Annotated in this window: 26 protein-coding genes and 1 pseudogene; 15 read left to right on the plus strand and 12 right to left on the minus strand. The window is 73.2% G+C overall.

The features are described from left to right. Positions 1 to 56: 56 nt before the first annotated feature. Complete coding sequence (locus AB0B72_RS13355) at positions 57 to 1,052, minus strand: helix-turn-helix transcriptional regulator (RefSeq protein WP_367738898.1); 996 nt, start codon at positions 1,050 to 1,052, stop codon at positions 57 to 59. A 72-nt stretch (positions 1,053 to 1,124) separates the two neighbouring features. On the opposite strand from AB0B72_RS13355, the gene AB0B72_RS13360 reads away from it, so the two are divergent. Together AB0B72_RS13360 and AB0B72_RS13365 are read left to right on the plus strand one after the other, a co-directional pair. Continuing rightward, positions 1,125 to 1,907 (plus strand): DeoR/GlpR family DNA-binding transcription regulator, encoded by a 783-nt coding sequence (locus AB0B72_RS13360; protein WP_367738899.1) that lies wholly within the window; start codon positions 1,125 to 1,127, stop codon positions 1,905 to 1,907. A 152-nt stretch (positions 1,908 to 2,059) separates the two neighbouring features. After that, positions 2,060 to 3,367, plus strand: coding sequence for an MFS transporter (locus AB0B72_RS13365; protein WP_367738900.1), 1,308 nt, complete (start codon positions 2,060 to 2,062; stop codon positions 3,365 to 3,367). Between the two features lie 36 nt (positions 3,368 to 3,403). Here the strand turns inward: AB0B72_RS13365 and chrA are convergent, their stop codons facing one another. After that, positions 3,404 to 4,585, minus strand: coding sequence for a chromate efflux transporter (gene chrA / locus AB0B72_RS13370; RefSeq protein WP_367738901.1), 1,182 nt, complete (start codon positions 4,583 to 4,585; stop codon positions 3,404 to 3,406). A gap of 132 nt (positions 4,586 to 4,717) precedes the next feature. Here chrA and AB0B72_RS13375 point away from each other — a divergent pair, with 132 nt between their 5' ends. Then, positions 4,718 to 5,479 carry an ArsR family transcriptional regulator gene (locus tag AB0B72_RS13375; RefSeq protein ID WP_367738902.1) on the plus strand — a complete coding sequence of 254 codons (762 nt, stop codon included), beginning with the start codon at positions 4,718 to 4,720 and terminating at the stop codon, positions 5,477 to 5,479. After that, the gene (locus AB0B72_RS13380; protein WP_367738903.1) at positions 5,476 to 5,883 is read left to right on the plus strand and encodes a VOC family protein; all 408 of its coding nucleotides are present in this window, start codon (positions 5,476 to 5,478) and stop codon (positions 5,881 to 5,883) included. The genes AB0B72_RS13375 and AB0B72_RS13380 overlap by 4 nt, the downstream gene beginning before the upstream one ends. A gap of 64 nt (positions 5,884 to 5,947) precedes the next feature. Here the strand turns inward: AB0B72_RS13380 and AB0B72_RS13385 are convergent, their stop codons facing one another. Both AB0B72_RS13385 and AB0B72_RS13390 read right to left on the minus strand, forming a co-directional pair. Continuing rightward, entirely contained in the window at positions 5,948 to 6,718 is a 771-nt protein-coding gene (locus AB0B72_RS13385; protein WP_367738904.1) for a sulfite exporter TauE/SafE family protein, read from the minus strand. 164 nt (positions 6,719 to 6,882) lie between these two features. Further along, positions 6,883 to 7,641, minus strand: a complete 759-nt coding sequence (locus AB0B72_RS13390) for a hypothetical protein (RefSeq protein WP_367738905.1) — start codon at positions 7,639 to 7,641, stop codon at positions 6,883 to 6,885. A 151-nt stretch (positions 7,642 to 7,792) separates the two neighbouring features. On the opposite strand from AB0B72_RS13390, the gene AB0B72_RS13395 reads away from it, so the two are divergent. The 8 genes from AB0B72_RS13395 (at position 7,793) to AB0B72_RS13430 (ending at position 14,724) form a co-directional block, all read left to right on the plus strand. After that, positions 7,793 to 8,800, plus strand: a complete 1,008-nt coding sequence (locus AB0B72_RS13395) for an AAA family ATPase (protein ID WP_367739135.1) — start codon at positions 7,793 to 7,795, stop codon at positions 8,798 to 8,800. A 25-nt stretch (positions 8,801 to 8,825) separates the two neighbouring features. Beyond that, entirely contained in the window at positions 8,826 to 9,749 is a 924-nt protein-coding gene (locus tag AB0B72_RS13400) for a DUF58 domain-containing protein (RefSeq protein ID WP_367738906.1), read from the plus strand. Further along, the gene (locus AB0B72_RS13405) at positions 9,746 to 10,693 is read left to right on the plus strand and encodes a VWA domain-containing protein (protein ID WP_367738907.1); all 948 of its coding nucleotides are present in this window, start codon (positions 9,746 to 9,748) and stop codon (positions 10,691 to 10,693) included. Before AB0B72_RS13400 ends, AB0B72_RS13405 begins: the two co-directional genes overlap by 4 nt. Before the next feature lie 63 nt (positions 10,694 to 10,756). Next, entirely contained in the window at positions 10,757 to 11,374 is a 618-nt protein-coding gene (locus AB0B72_RS13410) for a class I SAM-dependent methyltransferase (RefSeq protein WP_367738908.1), read from the plus strand. Continuing rightward, entirely contained in the window at positions 11,371 to 12,000 is a 630-nt protein-coding gene (locus tag AB0B72_RS13415; RefSeq protein WP_367738909.1) for a TrmH family RNA methyltransferase, read from the plus strand. The genes AB0B72_RS13410 and AB0B72_RS13415 overlap by 4 nt, the downstream gene beginning before the upstream one ends. 59 nt (positions 12,001 to 12,059) lie before the next feature. Further along, positions 12,060 to 12,851 (plus strand): glycerophosphodiester phosphodiesterase, encoded by a 792-nt coding sequence (locus AB0B72_RS13420; protein ID WP_367738910.1) that lies wholly within the window; start codon positions 12,060 to 12,062, stop codon positions 12,849 to 12,851. Positions 12,852 to 12,903: 52 nt separating this feature from the next. Then, positions 12,904 to 14,253 carry an MFS transporter gene (locus AB0B72_RS13425; protein WP_367738911.1) on the plus strand — a complete coding sequence of 450 codons (1,350 nt, stop codon included), beginning with the start codon at positions 12,904 to 12,906 and terminating at the stop codon, positions 14,251 to 14,253. A gap of 126 nt (positions 14,254 to 14,379) precedes the next feature. Beyond that, positions 14,380 to 14,724: an RNA polymerase-binding protein RbpA gene (locus tag AB0B72_RS13430; RefSeq protein ID WP_367738912.1), complete on the plus strand. Its 345-nt coding sequence runs from the start codon at positions 14,380 to 14,382 to the stop codon at positions 14,722 to 14,724. A 64-nt stretch (positions 14,725 to 14,788) separates the two neighbouring features. Here the strand turns inward: AB0B72_RS13430 and AB0B72_RS13435 are convergent, their stop codons facing one another. Both AB0B72_RS13435 and AB0B72_RS13440 read right to left on the minus strand, forming a co-directional pair. Continuing rightward, positions 14,789 to 14,926, minus strand: a complete 138-nt coding sequence (locus tag AB0B72_RS13435) for a hypothetical protein (protein WP_367738913.1) — start codon at positions 14,924 to 14,926, stop codon at positions 14,789 to 14,791. 5 nt (positions 14,927 to 14,931) lie between these two features. Next, a complete protein-coding gene (locus tag AB0B72_RS13440; protein ID WP_367738914.1) occupies positions 14,932 to 15,780 on the minus strand; it encodes a universal stress protein in 849 nt (282 codons plus the stop codon). A gap of 297 nt (positions 15,781 to 16,077) precedes the next feature. Between AB0B72_RS13440 and AB0B72_RS13445 the strand changes: the two are divergent. After that, positions 16,078 to 16,350 (plus strand): annotated as a pseudogene (locus AB0B72_RS13445) (DUF1203 domain-containing protein); the annotation flags it as partial. Here the strand turns inward: AB0B72_RS13445 and AB0B72_RS13450 are convergent. Both AB0B72_RS13450 and AB0B72_RS13455 read right to left on the minus strand, forming a co-directional pair. Next, positions 16,287 to 17,564, minus strand: coding sequence for an acyltransferase (locus AB0B72_RS13450; protein WP_367738915.1), 1,278 nt, complete (start codon positions 17,562 to 17,564; stop codon positions 16,287 to 16,289). The pseudogene AB0B72_RS13445 and the gene AB0B72_RS13450 overlap by 64 nt on opposite strands. Next, on the minus strand, positions 17,557 to 18,513 hold the full coding sequence (locus AB0B72_RS13455) for an alpha/beta hydrolase (RefSeq protein WP_367738916.1): 957 nt from the start codon (positions 18,511 to 18,513) through the stop codon (positions 17,557 to 17,559). Before AB0B72_RS13455 ends, AB0B72_RS13450 begins: the two co-directional genes overlap by 8 nt. Positions 18,514 to 18,646: 133 nt before the next feature. Here AB0B72_RS13455 and AB0B72_RS13460 point away from each other — a divergent pair, with 133 nt between their 5' ends. Together AB0B72_RS13460 and AB0B72_RS13465 are read left to right on the plus strand one after the other, a co-directional pair. After that, entirely contained in the window at positions 18,647 to 19,876 is a 1,230-nt protein-coding gene (locus AB0B72_RS13460) for a sensor histidine kinase (protein ID WP_367738917.1), read from the plus strand. Continuing rightward, positions 19,873 to 20,529, plus strand: coding sequence for a response regulator (locus AB0B72_RS13465; protein ID WP_367738918.1), 657 nt, complete (start codon positions 19,873 to 19,875; stop codon positions 20,527 to 20,529). Before AB0B72_RS13460 ends, AB0B72_RS13465 begins: the two co-directional genes overlap by 4 nt. Before the next feature lie 35 nt (positions 20,530 to 20,564). Here AB0B72_RS13465 and AB0B72_RS13470 read toward each other — a convergent pair whose 3' ends face one another. The 4 genes from AB0B72_RS13470 to AB0B72_RS13485 form a co-directional block, all read right to left on the minus strand. Beyond that, a complete protein-coding gene (locus tag AB0B72_RS13470; protein ID WP_367738919.1) occupies positions 20,565 to 21,440 on the minus strand; it encodes a sensor histidine kinase in 876 nt (291 codons plus the stop codon). Between the two features lie 238 nt (positions 21,441 to 21,678). Beyond that, positions 21,679 to 22,563 carry a universal stress protein gene (locus AB0B72_RS13475; RefSeq protein WP_367738920.1) on the minus strand — a complete coding sequence of 295 codons (885 nt, stop codon included), beginning with the start codon at positions 22,561 to 22,563 and terminating at the stop codon, positions 21,679 to 21,681. Between the two features lie 191 nt (positions 22,564 to 22,754). Continuing rightward, on the minus strand, positions 22,755 to 23,330 hold the full coding sequence (locus tag AB0B72_RS13480; RefSeq protein WP_367738921.1) for a hypothetical protein: 576 nt from the start codon (positions 23,328 to 23,330) through the stop codon (positions 22,755 to 22,757). 276 nt (positions 23,331 to 23,606) lie between these two features. After that, positions 23,607 to 24,605, minus strand: coding sequence for a hypothetical protein (locus AB0B72_RS13485; RefSeq protein ID WP_367738922.1), 999 nt, complete (start codon positions 24,603 to 24,605; stop codon positions 23,607 to 23,609). Positions 24,606 to 24,670 lie beyond the last annotated feature (65 nt).

The raw sequence follows: 24,670 nt of genomic DNA on the forward strand, positions 1-24,670 counted from the left end.
CCACGGGCGAGTGATCCGCCGGCTTCTCCGGCAGGACAGGGCCGATCACGGTGTGATCAGCTTCCGGACGCTGCGCCTGGTCCGGTGACGCCGTACATGCGGGTGAGCTGTGAAACCGTGTCGGCCATCAGGGCGCGCAGCTCCGGGGGCTCCAGCACCTCCACGGAGCCGCCGAGCCTCAGGAGCTGCCACGTCGCGTGGCGGACCGATTCGATCGGGATCGTCAGGCGCAGCCAGCCGTCGGCTTCGGTGACGGCGTCGGCCAGGGCCTTTTCCGTGACGTCGGCGCCCAGCGTGTAAGCCAGCAGCTCGCGCCGGTCGGGCACGAGCCGGATCACGGCCTGCGCGGTGTACATGCGCGAGGCGAAGTCGGCGGCGAACTGCCGCCAGAACTCCACGAGGTCGAACCCCTCGGGCCGCTCGAAGCGCTTGTCGAGCACCTCCGCGGACATGATCCGGCCGACACGGTAGGTCCGCACACTGCCGGCGCAGGCCGCCGCCAGATACCACGAGCCGCCCTTGAGGATCAGGCCGTACGGATGCACCATCCGCTCCACCTCGGCGGGACCCCATCTGCGGTAACGGAACCGCACGACCCGGTCCTCCCAGACCGCCTCGGCGATGTCCATGAGGAACGGCGCGTCGTCGGCGCTCCGGTACCAGCCCGGCACGTCGAAGTGGAAGCGCTCACGCATCCGGGCGGCCTGCGAGCGCGGCTCGGGCGGAAGCGCCGCGAGCAGCTTCAGCTCGGCCGCGGCCGCCAGATCCGCCAGTCCCAGCTCGGCGGCCGGCCCCGGCAGGCCGGCCAGGAACAGCGAGGACGCCTCCGCCGCCGTCAGCCCGTTCAGCCGGGTGCGGTAGCCGTCGAGAAGCCGGTAACCCCCCAGCGGGCCGCGGTCCGCGTAGACCGGCACCCCCGCCGCCGACAGCGCCTCCACGTCCCGGTAGACCGTGCGGACCGACACCTCCAGCTCTTCGGCGATCTCGGAGGCCGTCAGCCTGCCGCGGGTCTGGAGGAGAAGGAGGAGGGACAGCAACCGGCTGGCACGCATGGCAACCAGTCTGCCACCTTTACATTGTAGATTTAGTTGCATACCTAACATCGGTCATGTTCAAATGAACGCATGGAAAGTGCCGACCGTATCCGTGCGATCATGACCGCGCTGCGCACCTCCGACAGCGTCTCAGTGGCCGAGCTCGCACTGGCGTACGGCGTGTCCGAGATGACGATCCGCCGCGACCTGGACGAGCTCGCCCAGCAGGGTGTCGTCCGCCGGGTCCGCGGCGGGGCCCTCAGCCTGCTGCTCCGCGGCGAGGAGCCGCCGTTCGGCGTCCGCGAGCGGGAGGCGGTGGAGGCCAAGCGCCAGATCGGCGCGGAGGTCGCGAGCCTGCTCTCCGACGGAGAGGCGGTGCTGCTGGACGGGGGCACGACCGTGCTGGAGGTCGCCAGAGCTCTGCGTGACCGGCGCCTGACCGTGCTGCCGCTCGCGCTCCAGGCGGCGCTGGAGCTGACCGGCGCTCCGCGCGTCCGGCTCGTGCTGCCGGGCGGGGAGGTGCGCCCCGGCGAGCTGAACTTCGTCGGCCCGCTCACCGAGGCCTCGCTGAAGGCTCTCCGGTTCGACACGGCCGTGATCGGATGCTGCGGGCTGTCGGCCGAACACGGGCTCACCGCGCACGACCTTCCCGAGGTCGCCATCAAGCAGGGCGCCATCGCCTCGGCCCGCCGGGTCATCGCGGTCTGCGACTCCGGCAAGTTCAGCCGGGCCGCGTTCGGCGCGGTCTGCCCGCTGGACAGGCTCGACGTGGTCGTCACCGACGACCACATCCCCCGCGACCAGCACGACGCCCTCACCGCCGCCGGCGTGGTCGTCCGCACCGTCCCCGGCTCCGCCGTCCCCGTCAATTGACCCCCGGCGCCCCCTGAGTCGACGGCCCTCCGGCCAGGCCCCCGAGGGCACATCGACCTCTGGGCCTGTTGACGCGCGGAACGGCGACGGGAGCTTCCCGGCCTAACCCGCACGACACGGACCGCCCCTCCCCCACTCTGGAGCGACGCGACATGGCGCTTACCGTCACCGACCGGCCGAGCCTGCTACGTGCCCGCGTGGCCGTCTACGGACTGTTCCTCCTCGCCGGCATGGCGATCGGCACCTGGACCGCCCGCATCCCCGCCATCAAGGGAGGCCTGCGCCTCAGCGACGGCGAGCTGAGCCTCGCCCTCCTCGGCATCGCCGCCGGCGCGATCACCGGCATGCAGGTGGTCGGCCGCCTCGTGGACCGGTACGGCAGCTACCGCACCGCGGTCCCGATGGCGATCGCCCAGGGCCTGGCGCTCGTGCTCCCCGCCCACGCTCCCGGGCTGCCGGCCCTCGCGGTGGCGCTGTTCCTGTTCGGCGCGGTGCACGGCACGCTCGACGTCGCGATGAACGCCAACGCCGTCGTCGTCGAGCGCGCGTACGGCAGGCCGATCATGTCCTCCTTCCACGCCGTCTTCAGCGTCGGCGGATTCGCCGGAGCGGCGGCGGGCGGCCTGTTCGCCCACGCGAAGGTGGATGCGGGCACCACGTTCGCCGTGGTGGGGGCCGTCATCCTGCTCATCTCCCTGCTCAGCGCCCGGTGGGCGATCCGTGACAACGCGGGCCCGCAGGCCGGCGTGAGCACGGGCGCCGGCGGTCACCCCGGGGAACGACCGGCTCGGCGGCGCCTGGGTCCCGGGGTGCTGTTCCTCGGCGTCCTCGCGTTCTGCTGCCTGGTGGGCGAAGGCGCCTCCGCCGACTGGAGCTCGGTCTACCTGCGCGAGAGCCTGGGCTCCTCCGACGGGTTCGCCGCCGCTGCCTACGCCTCGTTCTCGATCATGATGACGGCGGGACGCTTCGCCGGGGACCGGCTCGCCGCGCGGCTGGGGAGGGTCACGCTGGTCCGCTGCTGCGGCGGCCTGGCCGGCGCCGGGCTGGGGGTGTCGCTCCTGGTCGGGCACCAGACGGCCGGTGTGATCGGGTTCGGCCTGTTCGGAGCGGGGCTGTCGTGCATCATCCCTCAGGTGTTCTCCGCCGCCGGTCACCGCGACCCGGCCCAGTCCGGACGTGCCCTCGCCGCGGTGGCGAGCCTCGGCTACACGGGATTCCTCGCGGGCCCCGTCCTGATCGGCGGCCTGGCGGAGCTCGTCACCCTCCCCTACGCGCTGTTCGTTCCCGCCGTCCTCGCGCTGTTCGTCGCCCTCGCCGCGCCCGCGCTGCGGTCTCCCCGGCCCGAAGATCCGGCCGGAACACCGGCCGGAACACCAGCCGAGACACCGGCCCAGACGATGGCCCGTGCAGGCTCGGCCGATACGGACGCGGGGCTTGATCGGCAACCGAACGGACAGTGACGTCAAGGAGCCCGCTCTCCCCAGGCGGAGCGTCCTTCAGGTCGACAGGGTGTGGGCCAGGCCGATGGCGACGCCGCCGGCGATGTACCAGGCGTTGTTGAGCCTGGTCTTCCACAGCAGCGCCAGGGTGGCCAGGGCGATGGCGGCGGTGAGGGGGTCGACGATGGCGGTCCGGCCCAGTTGGAGGGAGACGCCGGCCATGAGAGCCAGGGCGGCGGCGTTGAGACCGTCGAGCAGGGCGGAGGTCCAGGCGCTGGAGCGGAGTCTGTCGGTGAGCCTGGTGAGCAGGCCGACGAAGACGAAGGAGGGCAGGAAGATCGCGACGGTGGCCAGGAAGGCGCCGAGGGGGCCGGCGATGAGGTAGCCGATGAAGGTGGCCGTGGTGAAGACCGGGCCGGGGGTGACCTGGCCGACGGAGACGGCGTCGATGAGTTGCCGGCTGGTGATCCAGCCGAGCCGCTCGACGAAGTCGCCGCGCAGGAAGGCCAGCAGGACGTAGCCGCTGCCGTACAGCACGGACCCGATCTTCAGCATGGCGAGGAACAGCTGCGCCGGCCGGCCCCCGGCGAGATCGGGGAAAAAGGGGGAGCCCATGCTGAGGAGCGGAAGCATCCCGTACGCGGTCCCCTGGCGGCGGCCCACGTGGGCCGCCGCCGCGAGCAGCGCGCCGGCGGCCATCACGACCAGTTCGTTGACGCCGAGCAGGTAAGCGGCCAGGGCGGCGACGGCCAGCAGCGCGAGCCACACGTTCTTGATCGCTGTGCGGAGCAGGCCGAGCAGCGCGTGCGCGATGATCGCGATCACCGCCGGGACGATGCCGTACAGGATGCCCGCGACGGCCGGTGTCGTCCCGTAGGTGACATAGGCCCAGGCCAGACCGGTGACGATCAGCGCGGCAGGGAGGATGAAACAGACGCCGGCGGCCAGCAGGCCACGCCACCGTGCGCGGTCGAAGCCCAGATGAATGGCCAGCTCGGTGGAGTTGGGGCCGGGGATCAGATTGGTGGCGCCCATCAGGTCGACGAACCGCTCGTCGCTGACCCAGCCGCGGCGCCGTACCAGCTCATCCCGCATCATCGCGGTGTGCGCGGCCGGGCCGCCGAAGGCGATGGTCCCCAGCTTGAGGAACAGCAACGCCACCTCCCGCACCGCACGCCAGGACGCCTTGCCGCCCGCGGAGTCGCCGGCCGGATCGCCGGCGGGTTCTTCGTCTGCCACTGTCGCTCTTCCCCCTGGTCGTGCGGATCTCCGGCGTGACGTCCCGCACCTGGGCCGAGGTGGACGGCCCGCGAGCAGGCCGGCCACCTCGCCAACCCAGTACATCAAACTGGTTTGATGTATTATCGCGGCGTGGTGACACCGGCTCAACCCGCGCCGGCCTTCGTACGGCTGGCCGGCCATCCGCTGCGGTGGCGGCTGCTGACCGAGCTGGCCACCAGCGACTACCGGGTACGCGAACTGGTGGACCGGGTCGGCCACCCGCAGAACCTGGTGTCCTACCACCTGCGCCTGCTGCGCGACGGCGACCTGGTCACCATGCGACGCAGCAGCGCCGACGCCCGCGACAGCTACTACCACCTGGACCTGGACCGCTGCGCCCACGCCCTGGCCGCCACCGGCCTCTCGCTGCACCCCGCACTCCGCCTCGCTCCGGCAGCGCCTCAGCCACCCCCGGCCTTCGCGCGCCCGCCCGCCGTCCTGTTCACCTGCACCGGCAACAGCGCCCGCTCACCGATCGCCGAAGCCCTGCTGCGCCATCATGGCGGCGGCCACGTCGAAGTCACCAGCGCGGGCAGCCACCCCCGGCCGCACCTGCATCCCGACGCCGTCCGGGCCCTGCGCGAGGGCTACGGCATCGACCTGCGGGACCAGCGCCCACGCCACCTGGACAGCCTGACCGGCCGCCACTTCGACCACGTCATCAGCCTGTGCGACAAGGTACGTGAGGTCTGCCCCGACTTCGGCGGCCACTCCCGGCGCATTCACTGGAGCATCCCCGACCCCGCCGCCGGGCAGGCCGGATACCCCGGCTTCACTCGCACCGTGGCGGAGATCGACACCCGTGTCCGCCACCTGCTCCCCGTCCTCACATCGCGAGAGGCCCAGCCATGACCACACCCGACCAGTTCGCCGTCGTCCGCTATCTCGTCGACGACGTCAGTGCGGCCGTCGCCTTCTACACCACCCACCTCGGCTTCACCCTGCGCCTTGACGCCGCGCCCGCCTTCGCCGACGTGGTACGCGGACCGCTGCGGCTCCTGCTGTCCGGACCCGCCAGCTCCGGCGCCCGCGCGACACTCCCCGGCACCCCCGCCGGACGCAACCGCATCCACCTCGTCGTCGACGACCTCGACACCGAGATCAGCCGGCTCCGCGACGCCGGCTTGTCCTTCCACAGCGACGTCGTCTCCGGCCCCGGCGGCCGCCAGATCCTGCTCCCCGATCCCGCCGGCAACCTCGTCGAACTCTTCGAACCCGCCCACACTCCAGCCGCCACCCCACCGGCCCGAGCCTGACCGGCGCCCACCGCGACCGCGTCCGCGTCCCGAATCGCCTTCACGCAGCGCCCACGGAGATCGGTCAGGAGGAGGCGATGAACTGGTCGTACGCGAGCTTCGCCACCAGGGCGGCCACCACGCACAGCAGCACGATCCGCACGAACCCGGAACCCCGCTTCAACGCCATCCGGGCGCCGAGCTGGGCGCCGGCGATGTTGCAGACGGCCATGCCGAGCCCCAGCGCCCACAGCACGTGCCCCTGGGCGGCGAAGACGATCAGCGCGCCGAGGTTGGTGCCGGTGTTGATGACCTTCGCGGTGGCCGAGGCGTGGACGAAGTCCATCCCGAGGATCGAGGTGAAGGCGATCAGCAGGAACGTCCCCGTCCCCGGGCCGAGGATGCCGTCGTAGAAGGCGATGCCCACCCCGGCGGCCGCGACGGCCGCCAGGACCCGCGCGCCCGTCCTCAGGTGCGGGTGCGGCATCCGGCCGAAAGCCGGCCGCAGCGTCACGAACGCCGCCACCCCGATCAGCACGACCATGACCAGCGGTTTGAGCACCGCCGCGTCCAGCAGGGCCGCCGACAGCGCGCCCACCCCGGCGAACACCACCGCCAGCGCCCCGGCGGGCACGGCCACCGCCCGGTCGAACTTCGTCTTCCGGGCGTACGTCACGGCGGCGGAGGCCGTGCCGAAGATGGCCGCGGACTTGTTGGTGGCGAGCCCCTGGACCGGGGTGAGGCCGGCCAGGAGCAGCGCCGGGAGCTGCAGCAGGCCTCCCCCGCCCACGACGGCGTCGACCCACCCGGCGGCCAGGGCCGCGACGAGCAGGAGCACGATCTGACCGGCATGCATGTGGCGGGCCCCCTTTTGCCTCCGCTTGGCCCATGGAGACTATCGGGCGAGGCCCGGCTGCGGATCGCGCGGTCCAACGCCCCTCCGACCCCCGTTTCCGCCGGTGAGAGCCGCCGTGCGCCACGCCGGCCGGGGCCGCGCGCTCCCCTCAGCTCGTACGGGGCTCAGATCGGCCCGCGGCCGTCGTCGAGGTCGTCCGGCGCCGGGCTCCGGCTGCCGGAGCCGCTCGACGAGGGGATCGGGGACGGCTGCTGAGGCTCCGGCGTGGTCGGCACGGGCGGCGGGGTGGGCACGAAGTTCGTCGCCGGAAGGGGCCGCGGCGACGTCTGGCCGTCGCCGCCGCGGAACAGCAGCAGCCACAGCGCCGCCGCCATCACCAGCACGAGCGTGGCCAGCAGGGTCGACGCCAGCACGACCGACCGCCGCGACGACACCGGGGGCGGCGCCGGAGCGGGCGGCGCCGGCAGCGCCGGGCTGCGGTCGCCCAGCCAGTAGGGCACGAAGTCGGGCCCGTGCCGCTGGCCGATGAGCGTGCCCGACACCATCACCTGATCAAGGAAGCGCTCGGCCCCCGGCCCGCCCGGCACGTACGGCACGGCCACCCACGGCGCGTGCCCGTCCTCCATGGCCACCACGGGAGGCGTGTCCGCCCCGACCCGTCCCCTCACCCGGTCGACCAGCGAGGCCCCCCAGCCGCGGACGCCGGTGCGGTGGTGCCGCTCGGCGTTCCTGACGGCGGTGACGAAGCGGTCCCTGGCGGCGGCGTCGAAGGCCGCGCCGCTGGTGAGGACGGCCACGGACACCACCCGGCCGTCCGGGCCCTGCCCCAGGTAGACCAGCCCGGCCGGGGCCGTCTGGAGGCGCGCCTGCAGCACGTACGGCCCCAGGCGGGGCGGATCGCCGTACTGCAGCGGTGTGACCATCACCCCACATCAAAACACACCAGGCCGCGAGGAGTGTGGCACGCGGCCGGGCGGGCAAATGGGAGAGAAATGGATTCTCCCGCCGAGTCACGATTGAATAACGCGCATGACCGTTGCCCATGAACGCAGTGACCCGGAGCCCCGCAAGAGCATGACCGCACAGGAGACGACCGGAGACGGCGGGCCGGAGCTGGAGTCTCTGCGCGAGGCCCTGGCCGAGGTCCGGCGAGTCATCGTCGGCCAGGACCACATGGTGGAGCGGCTCCTGGTGGCGTTGCTCGCCCGCGGGCACTGTCTCCTGGAGGGAGTGCCCGGCGTCGCCAAGACGCTCGGGGCCTCGACGCTGGCCACCGTGGTGGGCGGCACTTTCGCGCGCGTCCAGTTCACCCCGGACCTGGTGCCGAGCGACATCGTGGGCACCCGCGTCTACCACCCCAGCACCGAGCAGTTCGACATCGAGCTCGGCCCGGTGTTCGTCAACTTCCTGCTGGCCGACGAGATCAACCGGGCGCCGGCCAAGGTGCAGTCCGCGCTGCTGGAGGTGATGGCAGAGCGGCAGGTGACGCTGGCGGGGCGCACCCATCCGCTGCCCAGGCCGTTCATCGTGCTGGCCACGCAGAACCCGATCGAGTCCGAGGGCGTCTACCCGCTGCCCGAGGTGCAGCGCGACCGCTTCCTGTTCAAGGTGCGGGTCGACCACCCCAGCGCGCACGAGGAGCTGGAGATCCTGCACCGGATGAGCGTCCGGCCACCGGTGCCGCGGCCCGTGCTCGATCCTGAGCGGCTGCTCGCGCTGCAGGACATGGCCGAGGAGGTGTCGGTCCACCAGCTCGTCGCCGACTACGTCGTACGGCTGGTCATGGCGACGCGCAACCCCGCCGACTACGGCCTGCGCGACCTGGAGGAGACCATCGAGATCGGGGTCAGCCCCCGGGCGACCCTGGGCCTCATCGCGGCCGGCCGGGCCCTGGCCCTGCTGCGGGGGCGCGACTACCTGCTGCCGGACGACGTCCGCGACGTGGCCGTCGACGTGATGTCCCACCGGCTGATGCTGACCTTCGACGCGCTCGCCGACGACGTGGACGCGAGCGACGTGGTCCGCAGGATCCTGCAGGCCGTCCCGCCGCCCCTCGTCGTGTGGAACCAGGGTCAGCGTTGAACGGCACGACGGGGGTGACGGGCCGATGAGCGGGCCGAGCCCCGACGACGCGCTGCGGCGCCTGGAGCTGACCGTGCTGCGGCGGCTCGACGGGCTGATGCAGGGCCGCCACCAGGGGCTGATCCCCGGCCCGGGCAGCGAGCCCGGCGACACCCGGACGTACGTGCCCGGCGAGGACGACGTACGGCGGATGGACTGGGCGGTGACCGCCCGCACGACCGTCCCCCACGTGCGGGACCTGGTGGCCGACCGGGAGCTGGAGACCTGGGCGCTGGCCGACCTGTCGGCCAGCATGGAGTTCGGCACGGCCGACGTCTCCAAGCGCGACCTGGTCATCGCGGCCGTCGGCGCCATCGGCATCCTGGCGGGACGGGTCGGCGACCGGTTCGGCGCGTACATCCTGCACGGTGAGGACGTGCACCGTTACCCGGCCAGGCCGGGCCGTCCGGCGCTCTACGCCCTGCTGCACTCGCTCCTCGGCGCGCCGCCGTCGGCGGGGTCGGTCGATCTGGGGCCTGCGCTGGAGATGATGTCGGCGGCCCATCGCAAGAGGGGGCTGCGCGTCGTCGTCTCCGACTTCCTGGAGGACCCCGGCTCCTGGGAGCGGCCGCTGCGCCGCCTGGCCGCCCGCCACCAGGTGCTGGCCGTCGAGGTGATCGACCCCAGGGAGCTGGAGCTGCCCGACATCGGGTTCGTCACGCTCACCGACCCGGAGACCGGCCGCTCCCGGGGCATCCGGCTGACCCGCCAGATCCGCGACCGGTACGCCGAGGCGGCGGCCGAGCAGCGGGAGACGACCCGGATCGCGCTTCGCCGCGCCGGGGCGGGGCATCTCGTCCTGAGGACCGACCGCGACTGGGTCTTCGACATCGCCCAGTTCGTGTTGCGGCAGCGGCGCGCCTCGCACCTGATGCGCCGCCTCGCCACCACCAGAGGAGCGGGCTCGTGACGTTTCTTTCCCCCGGCTGGCTGTGGCTGTTCGTCGCGGTGGCCGCCTTGGTGGCGGGGTACGTGGCGGTGCAGTTCGCCCGCCGCCGCTACACCGTGCGGTTCACCAACCTGGCATTGCTCTCCCTGGTCGCTCCCGAGCGGCCGGGGTGGCGGCGGCACATCCCCGCCGTGCTGTTCCTCGTGATGATGAGCCTGATGATCCTGGGGGCGGCCCGCCCGGCCGACGCCGTCAAGGTGCCCCGCGACCGCGCCACCATCATGATCGCCGTGGACGTCTCGCTGTCCATGGAGGCGGCAGACGTCGCGCCCACCCGGCTCGTGGCGGCCAAGGCGGCGGCCCAGCAGTTCGTCAACGACCTGCCGGAGCGGTTCAACGTGGGCGTGGTGGCCTTCGCCCGGTCGGCGGCGGTGGTGATCTCCCCCACCACCGACCACGCCGCCGTCACCACGTCGATCGCGAACCTGACCACCCGGCCGGGCACGGCGATCGGCGAGGCCGTGTTCAACTCGCTCGACTCGATCAGGTCGTTCGACCAGCGTGCCGTCAACGACCCGCCGCCGTCGGCGGTCGTGCTGCTGTCCGACGGCGACAACACCTCGGGCCGGTCGGTGAACGAGGCCATCGAGGCGTCCGTCGGCGCGAAGGTGCCGATCTCCACCATCGCGTACGGCACGCCGGAGGGCACGGTGACCATCGACAACCGTTCCGTTCAGGTGCCGGTCAACAAGGCGACGCTGAAGTCGCTGTCGGACGGCACGGGCGGCCGGGCCTACACGGCGGAGTCGGGCAGCGAGCTGCGGGAGGTCTACGCCCAGATCGGCACGTCGCTCGGCTTCAAGATCGTTCATCAGGAGGTCACCCAGCGGTTCGTCGTCGCGGCGGTCGTGGCGGGGCTGCTGCTCGGCGCCGCCGCCATGGTCCTCGGCTCGCGCATCCCCTGACCGTCGTCCACAGGCGGCCGCCGCGGGAGATCGGCGTCCCCGGGCGTTGGTACGTTTGGGCACGTGGCCCATTACTTCGAGGAGCGTCCCCAGGCGGCCAGCCGCCCCGGCACGGTCGCCCTGGTCCTCCCGGACCTGCACCTGCGCCTGGAGACCGATCGGGGCGTGTTCTCCCCCGACCGGATCGACCACGGCACCCGCGTGCTCCTGGAGAGCGTCCCGCCGCCCCCCGCGGACGGCGATCTGCTCGACCTGGGCTGCGGTTACGGGCCCATCGCCCTGACCATGGCGTCGAGGGCGCCGGCGGCGACGGTCTGGGCCGTCGATGTGAACCGCCGTTCGCTGGAGCTGTGCGAGCGCAACGCTAAGAGCGCCCGCCTTGACAAAGTAAGGTCGGTTCACGTCGACGAGGTGCCGCAGGACGTCAGGTTCCGGGCCATCTGGTCCAACCCGGCGATCCGCATCGGCAAGGAGGCCCTCCACGGGATGCTCACCCGGTGGCTCGACCGGCTGACCCCGGACGGCGCCGCGTACCTGGTGGTGCAGCGGCACCTCGGCTCCGACTCGCTGCAGCGATGGCTGAACGACCAGGGCCGGCCCACCTCCCGCCTCACCTCCCGCGCCGCGTACCGGGTGCTCGAGGTCGGCGCCCGACGAGAAGGAACCGTGAGCGACCGATGACCACGAGCGGCGAGCGCGCCACCACCACCAGCAGCGCGGGCGCGGGCACGAGCACAGGCGGCGAGCGGCCCGTGAGCGGCGCGAACCCGCGCAGGCAGCTCAGGCCGACCGATGTGAAGCGGCTCAACCGGACCTGGCGGCGCGGCACCGAGGCCCGGCTCGCACTGATCCTTGAGTCGGTGACCGGCCCGTTCAACATCGGGTCGATCTTCCGCACGGCGGCGGCGTTCGGGGCGGAGACGATCTGGCTGGCGGGCAACGCGACCCCGCCCACCAACCCGAAGGCGCAGAAGACGGCGCTGGGCACGGACCGGCTGGTGGAGTGGCACGAGCCCGTCCCGGTGGGCGAGGCCGTGAGGACCGCCAGGCAGGAGGGGTACACGGTCGTCGCGGTCGAGCTGACCGGCGACGCCGTCCCGCTGCACGAGGCCAAGCTGGACGGAGACGTCTGCCTGCTCCTCGGCGGCGAGGACCACGGCTGCTCCCCCGCGTCCCTGGAGGCGGCCGACGCCGTCGCCTACATCCCTCAGGTCGGCCGGGTCGGGTCGTTCAACGTGGCGGTGGCCGCCGCGATCGCGATGGCCGAGGTCAGACGGCAGGAATGGACGTCAATGGGCCGCCCGTGACCCAAATGTTCACCGCCGCGCGCTGACGTCCCGCCCCGCCAACCGGCATACTCCTGCTCGTGCACCGCCGTTTCGCGTTCCTCGACCATCCCGGGCCGCTCGCCTTCGCCCACCGCGGCGGAGCGGCCGAGGGCCGCGAGAACACCATGGCGGCCTTCTCCCGGGCCGTCGACCTCGGCTACACCTACCTGGAGACCGACGCCCACGCCACGTCGGACGGCGTCCTGCTGGCGTTCCACGACCACACCCTCGACCGGGTGACCGACCGGAGGGGACGCATCTCCGAGCTGCCCTACCGCGAGGTCAGCAAGGCGAGGATCGGCGGCCGGGACGAGATCCCGCTGATCGAGGACCTGCTCGGCACCTGGCCGGACGTCCGGGTCAACATCGACGTCAAGGAGACCCCGGCGATCCTCCCCCTGGCCCGGGCGATCCGCCGCACCGGCGCCTACGACCGGATCTGCCTCACGTCGTTCTCCGACCTGCGCCTGGAGCAGGCGCGCCGGGTGCTCGGCCGTGAGGTGTGCTGGTCCCTCGGGCCGCGCGGGGTCGCCGCCCTCCGCACCGCCGCGCTCGGCGGCGGGTACGGCAGGCTGCTGGCCAGGCTGGCGCAGGCGGGGGCGCCGTGCGCACAGGTCCCGATCGGCTTCCGCGGGCTGCGGGTCACCACGCGCGCCCTGGTCCGCACCGCCCACGCGATCGGCATGCAGGTCCACGTATGGACCGTCGACGACCCGGGGTGGATGGGCCGCCTGCTCGACCTGGGAGTCGACGGGATCATGACCGACAACATCACGGGCCTGCGCGACATGCTCAAGTCACGCGGCCAGTGGCATCCGCGAGCCCAGTAGACCACCACAAGCCCACCGTGCGAACGACCGCCCATCAGGCGAGGAGACAGCCATGACCGCCCCCCAGGTCGTCGACGAGGAGACCCCCGGCGCCCGCCGGCGCGAGCAGCGCGGCTGGTACTGGTACGACTGGGCCAACTCGGCCTTCCAAGCCACCGTGCTGACCGTCTTCCTCGGGCCGTACCTGACCTCCGTCGCCACCACGGCGGCGGGCGGCGAGGGCGGCTTCGTCTCGTTCCTCGGGCTGGACCTGCGGCCGAAGGCGTACTTCACGGCCCTGGTCACGATCTCGGTGCTCCTGCAGATCGTGGTCATGCCAGTCGTCGGGGCCCTGGCCGACCACACCGGCCGCAAGAAGCAGATCCTCACCTTCCTCGCGTATCTGGGCGCATCGGCGACGCTGGGGTTCTACTTCGTCTCCGGCGGGGCGTACCTGCTCGGCGGCCTGCTGTTCCTCGTGGCGAACGTCGCCTTCGGCGCCTCGATCGTCGTGAACGACTCGTTCCTGCCGCAGATCGCCGGGGCGGAGGAGCGCGACACCGTCTCCAGCAAGGGCTGGGGATTCGGCTACCTCGGCGGCGGGGTGCTGCTCGCGGCGAACCTGGTGCTCTACCTCGCCAGCGGGATCGAGGAGGGCCTGGCCGTGCGGATCAGCCTGGCGTCGGCCGGGCTGTGGTGGGCGGGCTTCACGATCATCCCGCTGCTGCGCCTGCGCAACCGCCCGGTCGCGTCGCACGACACCGGCCCGGCGCAGGCCGTCGCCGGCAGCATCCGCCAGCTGGGCCGCACGATCGGGGACCTTCGGCGCTTCCCCCGGACGCTGCTGTTCCTCGCCGCGTACCTGATGTACAACGACGGCGTGCAGACCGTGATCGGCTTCTCCGCGACCTACGCCGACCAGGAGCTGGGGCTGGGCAAGACCACCCAGATCAGCGCGATCCTCATCGTGCAGTTCGTCGCGTTCGGCGGCGCGCTCGCCTTCGGCCGCCTGGCGCTCCGGTTCGGCACCAAGCGCACCGTGCTGGGCAGCCTCGTCGTCTGGACCGCCGTGGTGGGCGCGGCCTACTTCCTGCAGAAGGGCGCCGCGGTGCAGTTCTACGCGATCGCGATCCTCATCGCCATCGTCCTCGGCGGCACGCAGGCGCTCTCGCGCTCGCTCTACTCGCTGGTGATCCCGCCGGGCAGGGAGGCCGAGTACTTCAGCCTGTACCAGATCAGCGACAGGGGGTCGGCGTTCCTCGGCTCGCTCACGCTGACGCTGGCCCTCCAGCTCACCGACAGTTACCGCGTCGCGATCGTGTCGCTCGTGATTTTCTTCGTGATCGGCTTCGTCCTGCTCGCCGCCGTCAACCTGCCGAAGGCCATCAGGGAGGCGGGAAACGAGGTACCGGAGCACATCTGAGACCAGTGAGCCGCAAAAAGCGCGATTGGATCAGGTCTCAGCTGGGAATCCACACACGGTATCAGGCGTTGTACGCGGTGGCGAACGAACCCCTCTCAAGGCGGGGACCTCAGGAGGCTTAACAAAATGGGCGAGCGTGCACTTCGCGGTACCCGGCTCGGCGCGACCAGCTACGAGAACGACCGCAACACCGACCTGGCTCCTCGCCAGGAGGTGTCCTACACGTGCCCGAAGGGCCATCTCACCACCGTGCCCCTCGCCGCGGAGGCCGAGATCCCGACCACCTGGGAGTGCCGGAGCTGCGGAAGCCCGGCGCTGCGGGTGGACGCGGAGCAGCCCCAGCAGAAGAAGGCCAAGCCGCCGCGTACGCACTGGGACATGCTCCTGGAGCGGCGCTCCATCGAGGATCTTGAGGAAGTGCTCAACGAGCGCCTCGCGATCCTCCGTGAGCAGCGGCGCAAGAGCGCGTAGGACGCCCAACCGGAACGCCCCCGAACGGCATCGCCGTCGGGGGCGTCCTCATGCCGGGGCGCATTCACATCGGGTGCCCGTGGTGATCGCGGGCGTGGCTTTCGCCGTGGCCGAGCTCGGCGATGATGTGAGCGGCGAGCACGATGGCGAACAGGACGCGGGCGGCGGCCGATCCGCCCCGCCCGCACCTGCCGCGCGACACGCCGGTCAACCTGTGCGGACGACGGCGAGCGGGCCCCGGGCGTGGTGGAGCAACGCCTGGCTGACCGACCCGAGGACCAGGCCCGCGAGCTCGCCGTGCCCGCGTGAACCGACGACGAGCAGGTCCGCGCCGTCCAGCGCCCGGCACAGCGCGTCGACCGGATGGCCCCGGACGACCTCCTCGGCCACCGTGACACCCGGGTGGCGCTCCCTGTGCCCGGCCAGCGCGTCCTGCAGCAGCCGGACCTCCGCCTTCTCGTCGTCGAAGTCGTCCGGCACGGGGACGAGCCCGGCCCCCGCCGCCCAGGGGCTCCACGCGTGGACGGCCCGCAGGCGGGCGCCCCGCAGCTCCGCCTCGGCGAACGCGAAGTCCAGCACCGCGGCGCCCGCAGGGGAGCCGTCCACGCCGGCGACCACCTCGCCGCGCGGCACCGGGGGGACCTCCCGCACCACCACCACGTGGCACGGAGCGTGCCCGGCCAGCCCGTACGCCACCGAGCCGAGCAGCAGGCCCCGGAAGCCGCCGAGCCCGTGATTGCCGATAACCAGCAGCTCGGCGTCGCGGGCCGCCTCGATGAGCGCGGGACGCGGATCCCCCGGAAGCAGCGCCTCCTCGATGGCGACCCGCGGCGCCACCTGGCGCGCCCGCTCCACCGCCGCGGTGAGCACCCCCGCGGCGCCCTGGCGCATCCACCTCGCCACGCCCGCGTACGGCTCGTGCCCCTCGCCCCCGCAGGCCCACCGCGGCAGGGCGTGCCCCACCTTCAGCGGGACACCGCGGAGATCGGCCTCCCTGGCGGCCCAGGCCGCCGCCTCCAGACCGGCGAGCGACCCGTCCACCCCGACCACGATCATGACGCCCCCCTGCGTATGCCCCCTCCCCTTCCATCCCCCGGCGGCCGCCGGATGCAACGCCGAAGCCCCGCGCCAGGTCAGGCGGGGGGTGCGACGGCCGATTCCCGCCAGCCCGCCCCGTAGGGCCCGGCGGACGATGGGGGCATGACCTACCAGATCAGTGCCATCGAGCCCGGCGTGACGGACCGCCTCAGGAAAGCCGACGACGCGGGGCGGGAGCCGCGGGTCGTCACCGACGACGGGGGCGGCAGCCCGCTGCGCTGCTGCCTGCGGCGGTCGGCGCCAGGAGAGACGATCATGCTGGTGTCGTACGCCCCGCTGCGCGGCTGGGCGGCCGAGACCGGCGCGGATCCGGGGGCGTACGAGGAGGTCGGCCCGGTGTTCGTCTGCGCCGAGCCCTGCGAGGGGCCGGACGACGGCTATCCCGTGGCGATGGGCGGGCCGCGGCGCGTGTTCCGCGCCTACCGGGCGGACGGGTCCATCCTCGCCGGCCACCTGCTCGGCGATCACCTGTCGGCGGACGCCTCGGCCGCCGGGTCGCTGCTGGACACGCTCTTCGCCGACCCGGAGGTCGCCCTGGTCCACGTGCGGGCCGTCGAGTTCGGCTGCTTCCTCTTCGAGGCCCGCCGGGCCCGGGATCTCGTCCCGGACCCCGCCGGGTGACCGTGCGGTGAACCACGGTCGCCGGGCCGTCCGCGCTCGTGGGCGTGGAACGCGGCGCAGCATGCCAGCAGGGCCAGCGCGAACACCGGCAACCAGGCCAGGCGGGCGAGCACCCAGCCGGGGTCGTCGGGGACGGTGCCCAGGCCGGGCAGCGGGCCTCCGGCGAGCAGGCCGAGCGCGGTCACCACGATGAGGGCGGTCTGGTGCCAGAGGAAGATCGTCATCGCGGCGAGGTTGACCAGTGCCACCACGGCCCAGACGGCGGGGCGCCGCAGCACCCGGCGCAGCGGGTCCAGCAGGAGCAGCGCCGCCCCGCACTGGGCGAGGCCGAACGTGACCGCCGCGAGGGTGGGTGGGGACTGGTTGGAGATCCGGGCGCCGGGCACCCCCACCATGGCGGCCGGGTAGCCGGCCCAGAGGACGAGTGCCGCGGTGGCGGCGCCTCCGCCGAGCAGCAGCGCCCATCCCGTCGTGCGGCCGCGCAGGTCGCCGCGGGCCCAGGCCGCGCCCAGGCAGTACGGGACCAGCCAGCCGCCCGCCACGTTGGCCCAGCCGAGCCAGCCGGGCCCCCCGAGACCGTAACGGATCACGTCGATCAGCGCCACGGCGGCCAGCGGCCACACCGGGTGCAGCCTGGCCACCTGCGGGGTCGCAGCCGTCAGCGCCGCGAAGACCAGCAGGAACCACATCGGTGACAGCACCAGTTTGACCAGGACGCGCACGGTGTCCAGGTCGGCGCCGGCGGCGAGCATCACGCCCGCCACGACGCTCCAGATCACCAGCACGACGGTGACCGGCCGGAACAGCCGGGCCATGCGGGTGGTGAGCCACCGCCGGTAGGTCAGGCCCCGGCCGCGCGCCCTGACGTGACTGTCCGCCGCCATCTGCCCGCCCACCAGGAAGAAGACCGCCATCGTCTGCAGCAGCCAGGAGGCCGGGGCGAGCTGGGGCATCTGCCGGAGGGGGCTGCCGACGCGCACTGTGCCGCTGTCGGCGACCAGTGCCGTCACCAGCCAGTGGCCGAGCACCACGCCCGCGATGGCCGCGGCGCGCAACGCGTCGACGGCACGGTCGCGGCCTGGCCCGGTCTCCGCCTCGATGCGCCGGATGAGGTCACGCACCACGGCTCCCCTCGGAAGGGGCCTGCCCTGTGACGATCCTGGCGATGTTGTCCAGGGCCACGCCGGGTCGCAGGTAGTCGCTGTGGCCGCCGTCGCCCGCGGCGAAGACTCTCGCGCCGAACGCGGGCGAGAGCGGGTCGGCGCCGAATCCGATGGTGGCGAAGGGAAGGCGAAGCCGCGTGTTCGGCACTCTCGCCGTCCAGTCTCCGGTGCCGCGGCCCGCCCAGACGGCCGCCCGGGTGTGGAGCTCCGCGACCGTGCCGGCGGTGGTGCCCACGCTGCCGAACAGGACGATGCCGTCGACGTCCAGCCTGGAGGCGGCCCGGGCGCAGACCACCGACCCATAGGAGTGGCACAGCAGGAAGACGCGGGCGGCGGGCCTGACCGTGCCCAGCTCCCGCACGAAGGCGCGCAGGTAAGGGACGGCCTCGTCGGCGCGGCCGGGTGTCAGCGTCGCCAGGCTCACGGTGCTCGGCGTCCGGTACCCGAGCCAGGCGATGACGGCGGACCGGTCACCGATCTCCTGCCGGAGCCTCATCGCGCCGCCTCGCAGGAGTCCGTACCTGTCCAGGCTGGTGCCGGCTCCGGGAACCAGCACGGCGATCCGCTCGGCGTCCGGCAGTTCGCCGAACACCTCCGCGGCCCGGCCGCCGTCGCGGCCGTCGAAGAACAGGAAGGTGCGGGCCGGGTCCGCCATGGCGCGCAGCATCGCGGCCCGCCACCGATCACCATGACCGGCGGCCATCCGCTCAGCCGCTCGCATGCCGTCCCGGCTCTCGGCGTATCGGACGGCCAGGGCGGCGGGGGTCGCGGCCCTCAGCGGGACGAGCGGGCGGGGAACGGGCGCCGGGACGGCCGCGGGGCGTGCCGCGCCCGTCATCGGCGCCACCACCGAAGCGGCGATGAACGCCGCCGTCAGCGCCCGGCACCGGGGGGAGGATTCGATCACCTGCCCGACGGTGCCGCAGGCCCTGCCCGCGCCGCATCGGACCGCCGGCGGCATTCGCCGCAGCGCCGGTGGACCGGGGGTGTACACCCGTGGTCCGATGCCTCGGCGGGGGGCGGGCGGTTACGCTCCCGGCATGCACGTCACCTCACCGCTGCCGCTGCTGAAGCGCGTGCCGCCCGGCGCCTGGACGGTGCTGACCTGGTGCGCGGGCATGGCGTTCACGTTCCTCACGGGCATGAGGCTGCCCGGTGAGTGGGAGCCGGCCGCGCGTCTCGCGGTCCAGTTCTACCGGATGGACGGCCTGGCGTTCCTGGTGGTGGCCACGGCCTTGGTGCTGGCCGGCGGCGTTCTGCTGCGCCGCAGGCCGCTGCCAGCTCTGGCCCTGCTGCTCGCCGCGTCCGCCGTCGCGCCGACCGCCCTGGGAGTCGGGGAGATCCCTCTGCCTCAGTTCGTGGCGGTCGAGGTCGCGCTGTACTTCGTCTCGGCTGCCGGACCGCGCCGGACCGGGATCATCGCCGTCGCCATGGCGCTGGTCGTGCTCGCCGGGTACCTGGCCACACGGTTGCTGTTCGGCTGGCCCATCGGAACCTCCGCGGAGCTGGCCGTGGCGCTGACCGCCGTCGTCGCCTGGCTGCTCGGCAATTCCGTGCGCCAGGCCCACGAGTACGCCGAGGGACTGCGCGCCAGGGCCGCGGCCCAGGCGGTGACCGACGAGCGGCTCCGCATCGCCCGCGAGTTGCATGACATGGTCGCGCACAGCATCGGCATCATCGCCCTGCAGGCCGGGGCGGCGCGCCGGGTCATCGACACGCAGCCGGTACGGGCACGGGACGCGCTGGCCGAGATCGAGACGGCCGGCCGGGAGACGCTGTCGGGGCTGCGCCTGATGCTCGGCGCGCTCCGCCGGGCCGATCCGGGGCAGCCGTCACAGGAGTCACAGTGGTCGTCACCCATGTCACAGGTGCCGCCGTACGGTCCGGCGCCGGGCTTGGCCGATGTCGACCGGCTGGCCGCGACGACGACGGACGCCGGCCTCCACGTCGACGTGCGGTGGAGGGGCGAGCGGCGTCCGCTGCCCCCGGACATCGACATGTCCGCCTACCGCATCGTCCAGGAGGCGCTGGCCAACGTGGTGCGCCACGCCGGCACGCGGTCCTGCCGGGTGTCCATCGACTACCGGGACGAGGAGCTGTCCATCGAGGTCCTCGACAGCGGCCGCGGCCCTGCAGGCGGAAGCGGATACGGCCTGATCGGGATGCGTGAGCGGGTCGGCCTGCTGCGCGGCACCCTCTCCGCCGGGGCGCGCCCCGAAGGCGGCTTCCGGGTGGCGGCCCGCCTGCCCGTTCCGGCGGGAGCCGGATGACCGTCCGCGTCGTGCTCGCCGACGACCAGCCGCTGGTCCGCGCCGCCCTGCAGATGGTCATCGCCGACGCCCCGGACCTCGAACTCGTCGGGGAGGCCGGAACCGGCGCGGAAGCGGTGCGGCTGGCCGGGGACCTGGCCCCCGATGTCGTGGTGATGGACATCCGCATGCCCGGCATGGACGGCATCGAGGCCACCCGGCTGATCACCGCTGGTCCCGGCACGGCGCGCGTCATCGTTCTCACCACGTTCGACGACGACGACTACGTCCACGGCGCGCTGCGCGCCGGCGCGTCGGGATTCCTCGTCAAGGACATGGCCCTGGAGGACATCCTTACGGCGGTCCGGGTCGTCGCCGCCGGTGACGCCCTGATCGCGCCCAGCGTCACCCGCCGCCTGATCGAGGAGTTCGCCGGACGGCCCGCCTCCGTCCCCCGCGCCCGTGAGCTCGACGGCGTCACCGCGCGTGAACGCGAAGTGCTGACCCTCATCGGGCGCGGCATGTCCAACACCGAGATCGCCGCCGAGTTGGTGATCAGCGTCGCCACCGTGAAGGCGTACGTGACGAGGTTGCTGGCCAAGCTCGACGCCCGCGACCGGGTCCAGCTCGTCATCATCGCCTACGAGGCCGGTTTGACGTCACCGTCTTCCTGACCGGAGGGACGGGGAGCGATCACGCCGCCGGCCGTTCAGGCGAGGGGAAGCCGCAGGACGAAGCGGGCGCCGCCCGCCGGGGCGTCCTCGACGTGGACGTCGCCGCCGTGGGCCTGCGCGATCGCCCGGGTGATGCTCAGCCCCAGGCCGGCGCCGTCGCGGTCCCGCCGCCGGCTCTCGTCCAGCCGCGCGAACCTGTCGAAGACGCGCTGCCGTTCGGCCTGGGGGACGCCGTCGCCGTCGTCGTCGACCACCAGCCACGCGTGACCTCCCTGCCGGCGCACCTCCGCCTCGACGCGGTGGCGGGCGTGCCGCTGGGCGTTGTCGAGCAGGTTGGTCGTCGCCTGCCGGATCTGCTCCCGCACGGCGGTGACGACGACGGCGTCCGCCTGGCGCACCTTGACGGCGAGCCGGTCCCGCCGCCGGTTCACCTCCTGCTCGACCAGGTCGCCGAGGTCGATCAGCTCCCTGTCGCGATCGGTGTACGCCTGGGTCCGCGCCAGCATCAGCATGCTCTTCACCACGGCCTCCGCCCGGTCGAGGCTGGGCAGCGTACGGCCGACCAGCCGGGCCACGTCGGTCTGGTCGTGGTGCATCCCCGCCTCCTCCAGCTCGGCCCGGACCGCCGTGAGCGGGGTGCGCAGCTCGTGCGCGAGGTCGGAGGCGAACCAGCCGAGCCGGGAGGCCAGGTCGATCGTGGCGTTGATGTTCTCCGTCAGCCTGGCCAGCTGAGCCGGCGGCCCGGAAGGGCCGCAAGGAGCGGGAGCGGGCAGCGGCCTGGGCACCCCGCCCGCTTCGACCCGGGAGAGGTGGGTGCTGATGGCGTCCATCAGGCGCCGCGTCCGCCATTCCCTGATCCTCGAAACGGCGGAGTATCCGACCAGGCAGAGCAGTGCCGGTATGTAGATCAAACGAGCGAGCCTTCCGCGCAGGGCCGTGGGAAGACCGAGACCCGGCCGCCGAGCGGTCCTGCCCGCCCCGGCGCGCGGCACGCGCCACGGCGGACGATCGTCCCGTGTCATGGCATGCCCCCGTGCTCCGCACCGGCGGGCGCAGCGCGCCGTTGCCGATGACTTCCCTACCTGTTGTACGGGCACTCGGACGCAGGGGGTTGCGAGGGCGGCGCTTGGCCTGGGTAAAACCTGCCGCTCAGCCGGGGTCCTCGTCCCCGGCCGTCCGGCGGGGCCGTACGACCGCGACCGGGCAGTGGGCGTGATGCAGGACGCCGTGGCCGACGGAGCCGAGGACGGCGGCGGCGACCCTGCCGAGCCCGCGCGAGCCGACCACCACGAGATCCGCCTGGCGGGAGGCGTCGGACAGCGCCGCGACGGGGTGGCCGGACACCACCGACTCGGCGACTTCCACGTCCGGGTGCTTGTCCCGCCACGGCTCCAGGCGCCGGCGGAACCCGGCCGACTCCCGCTGGAAGACCTCGTCCAGCACGTCGGCGTAGCCGAGGGCGAAGGGGGACGACGCCGGGATCTGCCAGGCGTGCACGGCGCGCAGCCGGGCCTTTCGCAGGCGGGCCTGGGCGAAGCCGTACTCAAGGGCCGCCTCCGAGTGGGACGACCCGTCGAGCCCCACGACGACCTCGCCGTGCACCGCCTGCGAGGGGCCCCGGACGACCACGACGGGGCAGGGGGCGCGCCCGGCGACGCCGATGCTCACCGAGCCGAGGACGAGCCCGGTGAAGCCTCCCATCCCCCTGCTGCCGAGGACGATCTCGCCGGCGTCGCCGGCCTCCGCCATGAGGCTTCCGATCACCGTGCCCTCGGCCAGGGCGGTCGTCACCTCGACGCCGGGGGCACGCCCGCGGGCACGTTCCGCGGCGGCGCCCACCACGCCCTCGCAGTATTCGGTCAGGGACTCGTCGAAGCCCGGCACGGCGTGGAAGGGGTACTCGTGCGCCCACTCCTCCCGTACGTGCACGACGCGCAGCGCCGCGCCCCTGCGGGCGGCGTCGTCGGCCGCCCACTCCACCGCCGCCGTGGCGGCCGGTGAGCCGTCGACGCCGACGACGATCCTTCCGGTCATGCTCATCTCCTTGTCGGGCCGGCCGGAGCCGGGCCGGCTCCGGGGACGCTCCACTTGAGGCGGGTGCCGCCGGGCGGGGGCGAGGTGACGGGGAAGGCATGCCCTCGTTCTCCGCCATGACACAAGCCTTCCACCCGGGACGCGACGGCGCCCATCCCCCTTCGCGGGGGACGGGCACCGGCCGATGGCGGCTACTTGAGGATGGGGTGGCGCTTGACCAGGCCGGTCGCGCCCCACAGCTTGCCGAGGCCCAGGGTGTCGCCCGCGCCCACCAGGGCCAGGCCCACCAGGACGATCGCGTAGACGATGTGCTCGTCCAGGAAGGGGTTGGTCTCCAGGGGGAGCTCCGCCGCCCACATCATGAGCAGGAGCAGGCCGCCCGCGCCGGCCGCGATCCGCATGCCCACACCGAGAATGAGGGCGGCGCCGATCCCGGCCAGGCCGATCATGAACAGCCAGTCCACCCAGGCCTGCCCGGCCAGGCCGTTGAAGAAGCCGCCGAACGTCTTGTCGGCGGTCCCCTTGAGGAAGCCTGTGGTGGGGCTGCCGCCTTCCAGCCAGGCGCGCTTCGCGGGAGTGGCGAAGCCCCAGCCGAAGGTCTTGTCAAGGAAGGCCCAGAGGAAGATCCAGCCGACGGCGATCCGGGCGACGGCCCAGACGTGGTCCACCGTGCGCGTCTCCCGCTGGAGGGGGGCGGCGTTCGTGACGGGGAGTGCGGCGTCGGCGAGACGCTGCTCGCTCTGGTGACGCCCGTGGATGGTGGCCATGGCCGGCCCCTTTCAATGCTGTCGTCTTCTGTCGCACCTCCATGACACCGTTTCCCGCCGTCCCGCAGCAGTGCCGTACGGCTCTCACTCGCGCAGCCGAGGTCCCCCTGCTTCGGGACCTTGGTCCTTCAATCGCCGGCGACTCCGGGAAACGCGCAGGCGAGCCGTCCGGCGACGCGAAAGCCCGGCCGGGGCGCGCGAAGTCCGGGGCCGGGCGTGGGGGCACAGGCCGCGCCGGGTGGGATCGGCTTTCCCGCGCGGCGGCGCCGGAGGGCGTCAGCCGTCGTCGTCCAGGACCTCGGAGGAGGTGCGGCGGACGCTGGCGAGCTCGTCCAGGACGAAGCCCAACCTCATGATCGTCTGAGGGTGTTCACCCGAGCACACATGTCTGCGGATGAACTCCCGCAGCTCCTCCATCTCCAGCGCCTGCGTGTGGAAGGCGACGCTCAGCCCGTACGCCGAGCCGTGCAGCAGGACGCGCTGCAGCGCCTGCCCGGCGGCCAGCCAGTCCGCCGGCAGGTCGCCGGGGGTGGTGAGCACGGCGACGAGGCCGGTCGCGCTGGACAGCCGATCGTCGGTCTCGCCTCCCCACTGACGGCTCCCCGCGTAGTCGCGCTGGGCGAAGTGCTCCGGATAGGTGCGCCGCGGCTCGGCCGGGTACGCGGCGGCGGGCACGCCGTCCCGCCGCCCGCTGTCCGGCGGCCGGGCCCAGCGCATGATCTCCAGGCGGCGCGGGCGGTCCTCCCCCTGGACGGCCTGCGCCGCCCCGGTCAGCGAGGCGAGCACCCGGACGGCGGCGTCCGCCCTGACCGGCGTCAGGTGGGCCGCCTCGGCGGCCGCCTCCGCGACCAGCGCCTCGATCAGCCGCTCGGGCACCGACAGCGCGGTGAAGCCGGACCTGTGGGTGCGGCGGCGCTCCACCTCCGCGTGCAGCAGCCGGGTGTGCTCGTCCGGCGGCGCGCCCGGGCGCACCCGGACGGTGGCCAGCAGGAGAGGCCGCTCTGGATCGGGCAGCAGCCGCACCTCGGGCTCGCAGCCCTGCGCGCGCAGCGCGATCCGCACGGTGAAGAGCGCTGCGCCGCAGCTCACCAGCATCTGCCGGCCGGCGGCGTCGGCGAGGCGCAGCTTCCTGTCCGGGTCGGCGCGCAGGCTGATCTCGTCGCCCGACAGGGCGAACGACCATGGCTGGGTGTTGTGGATCGAAGGCGCCCATATCGCCGCGTCGACCGCGGTGCGAGCGGCGCGGGAGATCGCCTCGGACGTACCGGTGTTCATGACTGCCCCCCATCTCCCGTCCTCCATGCCAGCGTGCCTCGCGGTGCCGTGCCTGGTCAGCGATG

The organism is Microbispora sp. NPDC049125, from assembly GCF_040802045.1.
Lineage (GTDB): Bacteria > Actinomycetota > Actinomycetes > Streptosporangiales > Streptosporangiaceae > Microbispora.